The 12,663-nt window shown below is 69.5% G+C and carries 8 protein-coding genes and 4 pseudogenes; 4 read left to right on the forward strand and 8 right to left on the reverse strand.

Annotation, left to right across the window (positions count from 1 at the left end):
• Nucleotides 1–191: 191 nt before the first annotated feature.
• The 3 genes and pseudogenes from A6A29_RS47000 to A6A29_RS47890 form a co-directional block, all read right to left on the reverse strand.
• Nucleotides 192–1,901, reverse strand: coding sequence for a WD40 repeat domain-containing protein (locus A6A29_RS47000; protein ID WP_241838686.1), 1,710 nt, complete (start codon nt 1,899–1,901; stop codon nt 192–194).
• Between the two features lie 9 nt (nt 1,902–1,910).
• Nucleotides 1,911–2,066, reverse strand: a pseudogene (locus A6A29_RS48225) (WD40 repeat domain-containing protein); the annotation flags it as partial.
• Between the two features lie 451 nt (nt 2,067–2,517).
• Nucleotides 2,518–3,951: pseudogene (locus tag A6A29_RS47890) on the reverse strand (nSTAND1 domain-containing NTPase); the annotation flags it as partial.
• Nucleotides 3,952–4,232: 281 nt separating this feature from the next.
• On the opposite strand from A6A29_RS47890, the gene A6A29_RS45000 reads away from it, so the two are divergent.
• From A6A29_RS45000 to A6A29_RS44365, 4 genes and pseudogenes are all read left to right on the forward strand, one after another.
• On the forward strand, nt 4,233–4,652 hold the full coding sequence (locus tag A6A29_RS45000) for a hypothetical protein (RefSeq protein ID WP_143197085.1): 420 nt from the start codon (nt 4,233–4,235) through the stop codon (nt 4,650–4,652).
• A 956-nt stretch (nt 4,653–5,608) separates the two neighbouring features.
• Nucleotides 5,609–7,132, forward strand: coding sequence for a chitinase (locus A6A29_RS27855; RefSeq protein WP_073724038.1), 1,524 nt, complete (start codon nt 5,609–5,611; stop codon nt 7,130–7,132).
• Between the two features lie 757 nt (nt 7,133–7,889).
• Complete coding sequence (locus tag A6A29_RS27860) at nt 7,890–8,132, forward strand: hypothetical protein (RefSeq protein ID WP_073724039.1); 243 nt, start codon at nt 7,890–7,892, stop codon at nt 8,130–8,132.
• 284 nt (nt 8,133–8,416) lie between these two features.
• Nucleotides 8,417–9,641: pseudogene (locus A6A29_RS44365) on the forward strand (IS3 family transposase).
• A gap of 30 nt (nt 9,642–9,671) precedes the next feature.
• Here the strand turns inward: A6A29_RS44365 and A6A29_RS47895 are convergent.
• The 5 genes and pseudogenes from A6A29_RS47895 to A6A29_RS45460 form a co-directional block, all read right to left on the reverse strand.
• Nucleotides 9,672–9,908 (reverse strand): annotated as a pseudogene (locus tag A6A29_RS47895) (helix-turn-helix domain-containing protein); the annotation flags it as partial.
• A 184-nt stretch (nt 9,909–10,092) separates the two neighbouring features.
• Nucleotides 10,093–11,007 (reverse strand): phosphatase PAP2 family protein, encoded by a 915-nt coding sequence (locus A6A29_RS27885; protein WP_073724040.1) that lies wholly within the window; start codon nt 11,005–11,007, stop codon nt 10,093–10,095.
• A gap of 93 nt (nt 11,008–11,100) precedes the next feature.
• Nucleotides 11,101–12,057, reverse strand: a complete 957-nt coding sequence (locus tag A6A29_RS27890) for a hypothetical protein (RefSeq protein ID WP_073724041.1) — start codon at nt 12,055–12,057, stop codon at nt 11,101–11,103.
• Nucleotides 12,054–12,395 (reverse strand): PadR family transcriptional regulator, encoded by a 342-nt coding sequence (locus tag A6A29_RS27895; RefSeq protein WP_073724042.1) that lies wholly within the window; start codon nt 12,393–12,395, stop codon nt 12,054–12,056. The genes A6A29_RS27890 and A6A29_RS27895 overlap by 4 nt, the downstream gene beginning before the upstream one ends.
• Nucleotides 12,392–12,628, reverse strand: a complete 237-nt coding sequence (locus A6A29_RS45460) for a hypothetical protein (protein WP_158074477.1) — start codon at nt 12,626–12,628, stop codon at nt 12,392–12,394. The genes A6A29_RS27895 and A6A29_RS45460 overlap by 4 nt, the downstream gene beginning before the upstream one ends.
• Nucleotides 12,629–12,663 lie beyond the last annotated feature (35 nt).

Here is a 12,663-nt window from a genome sequence, read left to right on the forward strand (position 1 = left end):
TGTTCCGAGCTGCACGGGCGGGCAGGCCGTGGTGTCTCAGTGTGTCGGCGAGGCCGAGGGGGTTACGCGGGCGTCCAGGGCTTTGGCCGGGCAAGAGGTACCTGCGTCCGGCCGTGGCGCTGTGCAGGGGCGTGCTGTGGCGGAGCTGATCGGCGACGGAGAGCAGGGCAATGCCGATCAGTAGTAGCTACTCAACCCGTCCCGCACGTCGGCCGGTAGGGCCGTTCCGGAATGAACTGCCGCCATTCCTCCTGGGTCAAGTCCTGGGCCAGTGTCCCGCACAGGCGGGCCGCGGTGCGGGCGGGGTCGGTGTCCCAGAGGCGGGCGGTGTGGTCGTCGCCTGCGGTGGCGAGGGTGTGGCCGTCGGGGCTGAAGGCCACCGCGCGGGCCTGCCCAGTGTGCCCGGTCAGCGTGGCGATGCGGGTGCGGTCGGTGAGGTTCCACAACATGACGGACGTGTCCGCGTTGGCCGTGGCGAGGGTGCGGCCGTCGGGGCTGAAGGCGAGGGAGAACGCAGCTCCCGCTCTGCTTGCGAGGGTGGCGCGTCTGGTGTGCCGGGTGGGGTTCCAGAGCATGACGGTCTGGTCGATGCCCGCGGAGGCGAGGGTTCTGCCGTCGGGGCTGAAGGCCACCGTGCGGACCTGTCCGGTGTGCCCGGTGAGCATGGCCTCACGGACCCAGCCGGCCGTGTCCCACAAGGTGAGGTGTCCGTCGTAGTTGGCGGTGGCGAGCATGCGCCCGTCGGGGCTGAAGGCCACCGCGTTGATGCCGCTGCCCGCCATCCCGGTGTCGGCGGTGAACCGCGCCAGGCGGGTGTGCCGTACGGCGTCCCCGATGATGACCGTCTTGTCAGCGCTCGCCGTGGCGATCGTGCGGCCGTCGGGGCTGAAGGCCACGTCCGTCACCCGCTCGGTGTGGCCGGTGAGCCGCACCGGCCGGCCGCCGTCCGCGAGGTCGAAGAGCGTGAGCACCTGGTCCTCCGGACGGGGTGGGTGGGCGGGTCCGCCTGTGGCGTCTTGGGAGACGCCTGCAGCAGTGGCCAGTACCTGGCCGTCGGGGCTGAAGGCGGCGGCCCGGATCGGGCCCGTCCCCACGGCGAGCACGGTAGGGCGGGTGCGTCGGGCCAGGTCCCACAGCGCGGTCGCGCGGTCGTTGCCGACGGTGGCCAGTGTGCGGCCGTCGGGGCTGAGGACGGCATCGTTCACTCTGTCCGCGTGCGCGTTGAGCGGGCCCTGGGTGGGGATCGTGCCGCTCTCCCCTGCTGCGGCCAGCTGGTGGCCACGCGGGTGGAAGGCGAGGCCGTAGATGTTGGTACCGTGCCCGGTGAGCGTGGCCCGTAGGGTGTGCCGTGCGGTGTCCCACAACTTGATCGTGTGGTCCTGGCCACTGCTGGCGAGGGTGTGGCCGTCGGGGCTGAAGGCGACGGTCTTGACCTCCGCGCCGTGGCCGGACAGAACGGCCACACCGGTTCTGCGGGCGATGTTCCACAGCCGCGCGGTATGGTCCTGGCCCGCCGTGGCGAGCAGTCTTCCGTCAGGGCTGAAGGCCACGGAGTCGACAGAACTGGTGTGTCCGGTCAGGCGGGCGAGCGGGCGGCCGTCCGACGTGCGCCACAGCCGTGCCGTGCGGTCCGCGCCGGACGTGGCAAGCATACTGCCGTCCGGGCCGAACCCCACAGACCACACCCGGCCGGTGTGCCCGGCCAGAGCCAGCAGCCGTCGCCCGTGTCCGGTGTCCCAGAGCAGCGTCGTGCCGGTGTCACCGGCGGCCGCCACGGTGCGGCCGTCGGGACTGAAGGCGACGGTCTTGACCGAAGCCCGGTAGCCGGAAAGCGTCGCCGTCGGGGTGCGGCGTGCCACGTCCCACAGCACGACCTTCCCGTCGTCCCCGCCGGTGGCCATCCGGCGTCCGTCCGGGCTGAAGGCCACTGCCCGCAGCCACATGGCATGAGCGGTCAGCGTCGCCAGGCGGGTGCGGCGCAGGGAATCCCACAACACGACCTTCCCGTCCCTGCCGGCACTGGCCAGTGTCCCGTCGGAGCTGTATGCCACCCTCTGACGCGGCATCGGTGTGACCGGTCAGCTCGGCCTGGTAGAAGCGGCGTGCGGACATGCTCAGCAGGGCGCCTCGCGCTTCCGGGGTCTTTGCAATGCGATACGCCTCCACGCTCAGCAACATCGCGGTGCCGGGCCGGGAGTCTGCCAGGTTCAGGGACTGGGCGGCCAGTTGGCGGGAGAGCGCGGCCTCCTGGGACCGCAGGGCGCGGTGACGCTGGTTTACTGCCATCGCCCCGAAGGCCGTGGCTAGAGTCAGCAACAGGGCCAAGCCCGCCACGAGGTAGCGCAGATGACGGGTGCGGCGGGCGGCCACGGCCCGCTCTCGGTCTTCCGCAGCGACGCTCTCGCCGAGAAAATCCCTTTCCAATGGGGTCAGTTCCTCGCGATGCCGGTCCAGCTCGACCCACTCCCGGATCACCGCCAGCCTGGTCCCCCGGTACAGCGTGCCAGGATCCCGCTCGAAGCTTTCCCAGACCGTAGCCGCTTCCGTCAGCCGCCTGTGGGTGACGAGCCCCTCGCGGTCCTCCTCGATCCACGCCCGCAGCCGGGGCCACGCGGTGATCAACGCCTCGTGGGCGAGATCGACGGTCTCCTCGTCGATGGTGACCAGACGGGCACGCGCGAGGCGTTCGAGGACCAGCGAGACAGCCGCTGTCCGGTCCGCCTCCTGCTCCGCTCCCCCTCCACCGACAGCCTCCAACTCGGCCCGGGAAACGGGGCGCCGAGTGTCCTGGGCCCCCTCACCCGGCGTGATCAGCCGCAGCAGCACCTGGCGCACCAACACGAGGTGCTCCGCCGAGAGCCGGGCGCATACCTCTTCCGCCGTCACCGCGATCGCGCCGTGGACACCGCCCGCGGCCTCGTATGCCTCCACCGAAAGAGTTCGGCCGCGACGCCTGCGCCATGTCTCCAGCATCACGTGCGACAGCAGCGGCAGACCCCCGGGCTCGCCGCGCAGCTCCTCCATCAGCCGGGCAGTCAGAGCCCGCTCAACGGTCAGACCGTGGACCTGGGCGGGACCGACGACGGCCCGACGCAGTTCGGCGGGGGGCATCGGACCGACCAGCAGGGTGGTCTCGCGCAACGCGTCGGCGAACGGCCGGTGTTCGGCGCAACGGCCGTAGAAGTCCGCGCGCACCGCGATGACGGCGCGTATCCGGCTCCCTGGGCGTCGCACCGCCGCGATCAGGCCGTCCAGGAACTCCGCGCGTTCGGCCTGGTGCTGGCAGAGCGTGAAGACATCCTCGAACTGATCGATGACGACGATGTCGCCTCCGCTCTTATCCGCACTGTCACCATGCCGAGATGCCAGCGGGGCGAGCATACGGACGGGATGCAGTCCGGGGGTACAGATCTGGATGCTGGCAGGACGCTTGTACGGTGCTGCGGTCTCCCCGGCGGCCCCTTCGTCATCGGTCTGCCGCAGCCGAGGTATCAGCCCCGCGCGCAGCAGGGAGGACTTACCACTGCCGGAAGCCCCGACAAGCGCGGCCAGGCGGCGGGTGTGTACCAAGTGCACGATGTCGTCGATCAGCTGGTCCCGTCCGAAGAACCGTTCCTGATCCTCCGGCTCGAACCGGGCAAGTCCGAGGTAGGGCGAAGGAGTGCCGTCGTCAACCGGTTGGAGATCCTCGTCCGCCGCCTCGCGCCAGCGCCGCTGCCACCTGTCGGGGCTTCCCCCACACGCGGCGGCATAGGCCAGCGCCACTTCCAGGGTCGGCAGTCTCTCACCGGCCGCCGCACGGGACAGCACACTGACCGAATAGCCGGCATGCCGGGTCATCTCTCGATAGGTCAGACCGCCTGCGTCGGCGCGCAGCTGGCGCAATTCGTGCGCGAACCGCTGCACCGGACCGGCATGCGGGTCCAGCGGCCTCTCCCGACGTCCCGCCATCGGTTCCTCTTCCAGAAGTGCCACCAAAGGACCCCAGAGCCCACATCACCCAGAAATTACCCACGTAATACCACCTCGCCCCCCCCCGGCAGATTCGGCCACTTCCCTTGAGCATCCGCCGGACCGGCCATTGTTTCGTGCGCCTGTCCCCCGTGCGCAACAATCGCCCGCCCTTGAAGACTCGGTACATCCCCGGCGTCACGTTTTCCGGACCAGGCCGGGGACAAGGCCGAACATCACAACTCCCACATGTTCGCCCTCAAGGGAAAGGAAGGACTGACATGCACAAGAAGATCGTGGCACTGGCACTCGCGGGGGGTGCAGTCATGGCGTTCGCGCTACCGGTGAGCAGCGCTCAGGCAGCGCCCGCCACCATCCCTGCAGGCCCGACCGCTGAGGCACAGGCAGCGAGCGCTCTCGCCTGCACTCGGGTCTCGAACAATGCTGCTGGCGCCTGTATTTACTACGTAGGCTGGAAGCGCTACCAGGTGAAGCTGTGGGACAACAAGTGCGACGGCCACCGCGTCTACGCCAAGTACCACTTCGAGATTCTCGGCGACCATAAGTTCGGCCCAGCAACTAAGTGCGGACACAACTACAGCCGCACATTCAGCGAGCCGGAAGCACGCTTCGGGGAAATCAAGGTCTGCATCGCGGACTGGGGGCGGGACACCTGCTCCAAGTGGGCCCCCTGGGAATAACAACCGCGCCGTCAGGCCAGCATCAGTCGAGCACTCGCGTCCCGTTCGGTCCCCCTCGTCATCTGCGCACCGGGATCCATCATCGTCATGAGCACACCATCGGGTAGGAGAACCGCTTTCTGCAGCTGGCCTGGCGAGGCAACGCATGGCAGCAGCAGGAGCAGCGGGGCCGGTGAAGGTGCGGCGGGCGGCCGCGCGGCCACGGTATGGAGCTGCCGGCAGGGGCTGGAGTGAGCAAGCGGCTACCGGTCCGTCCCGGATCCGACGTCGTCGTCCTGGTTCTCAGCACCGGCAGGTCATCGGCGGTGCGGCATGCACGGTCTCGGTCTCGGGTGAGAAGGGCCGAGGCCGGGCGCCGTCGTGTGTCTCGGGGCTATACCGCGGCCTCTCTGACGGGGGCCGGGATGGCGGCCCTCCGGTCCAGCACGAGAGTGTGCCCGGGTTCGTCTGCCGAGAGGGACCCCTCCATGGGCGACACCACAGCCCGGGTATTCTCCCGAAACCTGCTGGCTGCCGCCGACCAGATCCCCTCTCCGGCCGGCACGACGCACTCCTGTTCCGCGTCCTGGCTCCCGCCGTCGCCGGGCAGCTCCTCGCCCAGAGCATGGGCGATCGCATCCCGCTCAGCAGCCCGGTCGGTGGCAGGCATCCCAAGGAGCAGTGCTGCCGCCTGCCGAAGGAGAAGTCCGGCTCCTTCCAGTGCGGCGTGAGCCCGGCCGACCTGATGCCGGCGTCGAGTGGTACGACCACCCGCCCGGGGACTCCCCGGCGCGGCACACCCACCTGACCAGCCTCCCTGCGGAACCAGTACGACGCGCGGCGGGGCATCATCCCTCGAATTGGTCTAGTCCTCATTTGGTTCAGACCATTGACATGCCGATGACCCGGGGGCTATTCCGTAGGGCAACACCTGTGCGTCATACATCAGTTGGCGCCTTCTCACCTCTTGGATGGCCATGAGACGTATGCGTTCCCTTCGCACCGCCCTCACGGCGGCGGCCTCCGCCGTGGCAGCCCTGGCCCTGACTGCGGTCTCGGGTGCCCCTGCCCAGGCCGCGGCTCCGCTTCCCGCCCATGTCTTCGCCCCCTACTTCGAGTCGTGGACCGGCGAGAGCCCCGCCGCTCTCAGCGCCCAGTCCGGTGCGAAGCATCTGACGATGGCCTTCCTCCAGACCGCGACGGCGGGCTCCTGCACCGCCTACTGGAACGGAGACACATCGCTGCCGGTCGCCGCGGCCTCCTTCGGCACCGACATCAGGACGATCCAGGGGCGCGGCGGGGACGTCATCCCGTCCTTCGGCGGCTACACGGCGGACACCACAGGAACCGAGATCGCCGACAGCTGTTCGGACGTCGACCAGATCGCCGCCGTCTACCAGAAGGTCGTCACGACCTATGACATCCCCCGCCTCGACATGGATATCGAGGTCGACGCGCTGGACAACACCGCCGGAATCGACCGGCGCAACAAGGCGATCAAGAAGGTCCAGGACTGGGCCACCGCGGCCGGACGCACGCTGGAGATCTCGTACACCCTGCCGACCACGACCCGGGGCCTGGCTCCCAGCGGTCTCGCCGTGCTCAAGAACGCCGTGGCCAACGGCGCCCGCGTGGATGTCGTCAACCTGATGACGTTCGACTACTACGACAACGCCGCCCACGACATGGCTCAGGACACCAAGACCGCCGCCCAAGGGCTGTACGACCAGCTCGCCAAGCTCTACCCGGGCAGGACCCCGGCCCAGCTGTGGGGCATGATCGGCGTCACCGAGATGCCCGGTGTCGACGACTTCGGGCCGGCCGAGACCTTCACCCTCGCCAACGCCCGGCAGGTCTACGACTGGGCGGTCTCCAAGGGGATCAACATGATCTCCTTCTGGGCCCTCCAGCGCGACAACGGCGGCTGCCCCGGCGGCGGGGCCGCCGACAACTGCTCCGGCATCGAACAGAACACCTGGGACTTCTCCCGCATCTTCGCGCCCTTCACCAGCGGCAGCACCGCGCCGAGCGACGACTTCTCCCTGGCGGCCACTCCTTCCGCCGCGACGGTCACCGCCGGCGGCTCCGCGAGCACCACGGTGCGGACCGCGGTGACCGCGGGTGCCGCCCGGACCGTGAACCTCACGGTCAGCGGTGCGCCCGCCGGAGTCACCGCCTCTCTCAGCCCCACCTCGGTGACGGCGGGAGGGACCTCGACGCTCACGCTCACGACCACTTCGGCGGCCGTCAACGGCACTTACCAGATCGTGGTCGGCGGCGCGAGTCCCGCCGCCGCGCACTCGGCGACGTACAGCCTGACCGTCACCGGCGGCAACGGCAACCAGTGCACGGCGGCCCCCTGGTCCTCGGGCCCGGTCTACACCGGTTCGCAACAGGTGTCGCACAAGGGCCACAACTGGAGGGCGAAGTGGTGGACGACGGGCGAGGAGCCCGGCACCACCGGCGAGTGGGGCGTATGGCAGGACCTCGGCGCCTGCTGAGCCCTGCGGCCTCACCCTCACCGAGTGCCCGGCCGCGATGACCGCGACCGACCGGCCGGGGACGGCTCGTCGTCCTCGGCCCCACGGTCTCCCAGAACGGGTGCGTCGACACCGTGGTGGAGAGCTCCAGCAGCCTCGCCCGGTAGTCGGCGATCCGCTGCGCCTGCTCACGAAGTGGGCCCGTGCGACCTTGTCGGATCCTGACCTTCTGTGGGATCTCCCGGTCACGTCTCGGCAGCTTGATAGGAGTTGGCCAGCCCGTGGCGGGCGCGACGGGAATCGGCGCTGCGTGAACGCCACGGAGGCGACCGGTGACCCGACGGACCGTGCGCCGTAGAACCGTACAGGCTGAAACCACCGGCCACAGCGGCCTGCCCTTCCCCCGACCGACAGGTCCGCCTCCTTCGGATCTCCGCGGCCAGGCCAACGGCGAGCCGGCCGACAGCTGCACTTCACCCTCTCTGACCGGAACCAGGGCCAGGCGCTGAGACCCAGCCTGGTGGCGGTGCCCGCGTGCGACCCTGCGCTGGCCCCGGTGGTCTCACCTCGAAGCCGATGCCACCACCGGGACACAGGTCGCCGCCCTGCCACCCGTCACGACGTGGGGGCGGGTCCTCGCGACCGGCCAGGCATACAGCCGCCCCGCACACCACAAAGTCGGCATCAAACCCCGTCGTAGGAGCGGCACTGACACCGCTGGCAGTGCTCCGTAGTCTGCTCTGACACAGGACGGCGTGATCTTTGGCGGGAGACCCTGATGACAGGTAGCAGCAGGTCCAGCACGGACATCGGCGGCGGCCATATCGGACTGGTCGTCACGATCATTGCCTTGGTCGTCATTGCCAGTCTCTCCGGCCCTCGCTGGACCTTGATCGTCGCGGGGTGCTTCACCGCCTGGTTCATCCTCGCACTGACCATCATCCGCATCAGGGGCGGCAGCGAAGCCGTTCGGCGGGCATACGTCGCCACTTTCGGATGGGGCGACTACGTCACTCCCTGATGGAGTTAAACGGCAAGCTGAGCGGCCCCGGATCCGTCGTGGGGAACTCCCTGCCTGGATCGCGAGACTGATCAGCCCCTGGGCCAGTACCGTGTCCCCCGGCCAGGTCCGGTTCACACCCGATGAGCTCTTCACCCTGGCCTCCCGTACCCCGGATCAGCGCTCTGGGCCGGGGTACAGCCGTGTCCTCCCCCAGGCCGTCAGTGCGGTCCGACGGGCCCTGACCTCGGATTTTGGACACCGGAGACACTTGGATCTTGATGGTCCAGGAGAACGGAGTCCCCGTGGGGATGAAGCACTACCCCGCCGAGTTCAAGGCGGACGCGGTCGCGTTGTACCGGTCGAGGCCGGGAGCGACGATCAAGTCCGTCGCCGGCGATCTCGGGGTGAACACCGGGACGCTCCGGAACTGGATCCGGGCCGCGGACGGGCGCCGCCCCGGCGCCCGCTCCGCACCGCCGTCCGCTCCGCACCGCCGTCCGCTTCGCAGACCGGCGTCGACGACGTTCAGGCAGAGCTGGCCGCGGCCCGCAAGAGGATCCGTGAGCTGGAGGAAGAACGGGACATCCTCCGCAAGGCGGCCCGGTATTTCGCGACGGAGACGCGCTGGTGAACCGCTGCCAGTTCGTTGAAGATCACCAGCGCCGCCACGCCGTGAAGCGGCTCTGCGACATCCTCGGCCTCTCCCGCTCGACCTTCTACTACTGGCACCGCACCGCGGCAGCACGAACGGCCAGGCAGACCGTCGAAGCCGGGCTCGCTGCCCCGATACGCAAGGTCCACCAGGAATCCGACGGTACCTACGGAGCCCCCGGAATCAGCGCCGAGCTTCGCGACGAGGGCGGCCCGACGGTCAACCACAAGCGCGTCGCCAGGATCATGCGGACCATCGGACTCGAGGGAGTCCGTCTGCGGCGCCGGCACCGCACCACCGTGGACCAGGCGGCGCCGAAGGCGCCGGATCTGATCTGCCGTGACTTCACCGCGGCCGCGGTGAACACGAAGTACGTCGGCGACATCACATACCTGCCGGTCAGCGGCGCGAAGCCGCTCTACCTCGCGACCGTCATCGACCTCGCCTCACGCCGGCCGGCCGGATGGGCCATCGCCGACCACATGCGGACAGAACTCGTCACCGATGCCCTGGCGGCAGCCGAGCGGACCTGCGGAAGCCCGGCCGGAGCGGTCATGCACACCGATCACGGCTCGCAATACACGAGTACGGCCTTGGCTGAAATCTGCAGGTCAGCATAGGTCCGGCAGAGCATGGGCGAGGTCGGCTCCAGCGCGGACAACGCCGCCGCGGAAAGCTTCAACGCCGCCTTCAAGAGGGAGACCCTCAAAGGCCGCAAGGCCTGGTCGAACGAGCGCGAGGCCAGGCTCGACGCCTTCCGTCGGCTGATCCGCTACAACACCCGACGCCAGCACTCTCGCCCCGGCCAGCGGTCCCCGATCGCCTACGAGAACGACCTCCGACCAGCAGCAACTACCCTGACCCAAGCCGCATAGACGTGTTCAGCATCTGGGGTCAAGGCCCTACTTCGGGTAGAGCGAGTCGAAGCCGTCGGTGTTGAAGTTGTGGATCACATCGCGGACCCGGTCGTCGCTGCTGAACGACACCTCGGCGATCTTTGCCAGGGGCATCCCCTACGCGGACAGCAGAACCATCTGGGCCCGCCGCCAGGTCACCATCGACCCGGTGCCCCTGCGGATGATCCGCAGCAGCCGCCGGCCCTCGTCATCGTCGATCTCCCGGACCTGCACTCGTTCAGCCACGTGATCATTCTGGCCGTCCGGTTGCCGCGCCGGGCGACACCGGCCTGTTGACCGGAGCACGGGAGGACACGCCGGGCGGTAGCGCATCCCCGCTCGGGCGTCGACGGCTTCTACGACTGGGCGGTGGCGTCGGACCGCCGCTTTGCCAGGATGCGCCGGTTCCCGCCCGGAGCCGGCCGGGTGGTCAGTCCAGTGCGGGGTGTGTGCGGCGTGCGGTGTGTGCGGGCTGCCCGACTGCGGCGTACCAGACCAGGGCCGCACATATGAAGGCCGTCGCCGCGGAGACCAGTGACCTTGTGAGGGTGTCGTTCCGTGCGCCGGAAACGAGGGCGACGGCCAGTGCCAGCGTCAGGGTGATGACGGGCAGCGCACGGGGGCTCCGCGTGGCGCCTGGCACGGCGGCCGGCGGCAGCAGCCAGGTTGCGAGGCCGTAACAGGCACAGGCCAACAGTGTGGCTCCCAGCACTTCGCTGGGCCGGTGGCCGCCCATGGTCGCGCTGGCGGCGGCGATGCAGGCGAGCCACAGCACACCGGCCGTGGCGACGTAGGGGCGGATGCGGGGGGAAACCACGAGGACGGCGGCGAGGGTCAGCGCGGCGGGGATGGCCGTGTGCCCGCTGGGGAAACCCTGATCAAGGAGATTCTCCGGCGCGCCCACCAGATCGGGGCGGGGCAGGATGGTCGATTTGAGCACCTCCTTGCCTCCGGTCGTGAGAATGACGACCCCGAGCGCCGCGCACCCCTGCCGCCAGCACCGCCGCACCAGGGTGAGGACCACAATGACGGCCAGGCCCACCATCAGGGTGGGCTTGGCGCTCAATTCCATCGGCGGCAGGGGCGTCGAGCCGTAGACCGCTCCTGACAGGGGGTAGATCCATGCTTCTTCGCCGCCCTGTTTACCGAGATCAAACAGGGCGTTCTCGGCTCGTTGCCCCCACGGGGTGCAGATGGCGAGCAGGTAGACCGTCAGGAACCCCAGGGTGTACAGCAGAGCCGGCATCCACGGCCGTGTCGTACGCGACGGGCTGGGGTCGTCGGGGGCCTGCCTTGAGGCCCCCGGACGGTGCGCGGGCAGGGACTGAGAATCGTGCTGAGTCATCGCTCTGTTTCTTCCGTTGGGGGAGTTCGGTCACGCACGTCTTCCGGCACGACGTGGGCCGCCGGGCTCGGCCGGCCCACCGGGGGTCCGCTCCTATTCGGCGAGTGCCTGCCCCTGTCGGCGCTGGGCGGCGATCGCCAGGGCGGGGAGGGGTGCGATCAGCAGGATGAGGACGACCAGGTCCGGAAAGGACTGCATGAACGCGTCCGGCCGGACGACGATCGCCTGCATGCGGACGATCGCGAACGCCGCGACGGGGATCAGCCACCGGTGGTCGCCGGTGGCGGCCGTCGCCACCCACGCGGCGATCAGCGCGGTGGCTTCGAGGACGAACAAGCCGCGCTGGAAAGCCGGACTGACGTAGATGATGTGCAGGCTCCCGGCAATGAACATGGCGAGTACGACGGGGGCCAGCCAGCGGTACGAGCGGCGTCGCAGACGGCTGGGACGGCAGAGCGCCAGCACGGCGCACGCGGCGCACAGTGCCCCCGACAGCACCAGGTCACGGGCCGTTATCGGGGCGCCAAGACCGTAGTAGCCCAGGCCCGCCTTGCCCTCGTCGCCGAAGAGGGTGCGGCCGTGGGACGTGGCGCCGGCCCAGATCATGGCTGCCGCGGCCGGCAGCGCGATCCACGGTCTGCCGCGCAGCAGGGCGATCAGGCAGCCCAGCGGGAGCAGCCCGTAGGGCAGCAGCCGTATCCGCGTGGGTCCTTCGGCCCACGGGTACCAGCCGGAGAAGTGGAAGGCGATGGCGTGCTGTCCGGGGTCGATGTGCAGTGCCCAGTGCCACACATCCTGCAAGTACGGAACCAGCGCCAGCGCGGCGAGGGCCAGGGCGGCCAGATGGATGCCGTCCAACCACCACGGCCGGGCCGTGTCGTCGACGACGGCACGGCCGCGGGCCTGCACCCCGGCGCGCACCAGGGCGGCAACTTCCCGCGGCGGGGGCCAGGAGCGGCCGGGATACGCCTCGGACAGGCAGGCCAGCACCTCCTCTCCCTGCCGGGAACGGTAGGGCTCGGGATAGGCCGCAAGCAGCAGACGATTCATGCCGGGGCCGCTCCGGCATCCCGCGAGTGTCCGATGACGACGGCCGCCGCCTGCTGCATCCGCAGCGCCTCCCGGCCGAGCGCCTCGGTGCCGTGCTCGGTGAGCCGGTAGTAGCGCCGCGCCCGCCCGTCCACGATCTCCTCATGGCCGGCGGCCACCAGTCCGGCCCGCTCCATCCGCTCCAGCGCGCCGTAGAGAGTGCCGACGGCGATCCGGAGCCGCCCGTCGGTGGCCTGCTCGGCAGCCTTGATGATGCCGTAACCGTGCAACGGACCATCCATGAGTGCAGCAAGGATGAAGTACTGCGGTTCCGTCAAAGGCGGATTCTGTCTGGTCACGCATCGAGCATATATCGAGCTACGAAATATATCTGCCAGCCCTGGGTGATCACCGGCAGCACCTCCACGCCCCCGGCGAGCGTCACCCTCTCCCGGCCGGCGGGCGCGACGGCGATCTCCTCGACGCACCCATGATCCGTCGCTACATCAGCTGGTGACACAAGCACGCCGCCGACGAACGTCTCCGCGAGGTCGTGAACAGGGCGAACGTTGCCTGATGCGGCACTAGTCACGCACACCCACCAACCGACAGCAGACGACTCCGCTG

It is taken from the genome of Streptomyces sp. TSRI0281 (assembly GCF_001905125.1).
GTDB lineage: Bacteria > Actinomycetota > Actinomycetes > Streptomycetales > Streptomycetaceae > Streptomyces.

Excerpts from the sequence above, each read along its gene's own strand:
- A6A29_RS47000 (WP_241838686.1), bottom strand. The coding sequence starts at position 1,901 with ATGGCCACCGGCGGGGACGACGGGAAGGTCGTGCTGTGGGACGTGGCA.
- A6A29_RS27885 (WP_073724040.1), bottom strand. The coding sequence starts at position 11,007 with ATGACTCAGCACGATTCTCAGTCCCTGCCCGCGCACCGTCCGGGGGCC.
- A6A29_RS45000 (WP_143197085.1), top strand. The coding sequence starts at position 4,233 with ATGCACAAGAAGATCGTGGCACTGGCACTCGCGGGGGGTGCAGTCATG.
- A6A29_RS27855 (WP_073724038.1), top strand. The coding sequence starts at position 5,609 with ATGAGACGTATGCGTTCCCTTCGCACCGCCCTCACGGCGGCGGCCTCC.
- A6A29_RS27890 (WP_073724041.1), bottom strand. The coding sequence starts at position 12,057 with ATGAATCGTCTGCTGCTTGCGGCCTATCCCGAGCCCTACCGTTCCCGG.
- A6A29_RS27860 (WP_073724039.1), top strand. The coding sequence starts at position 7,890 with ATGACAGGTAGCAGCAGGTCCAGCACGGACATCGGCGGCGGCCATATC.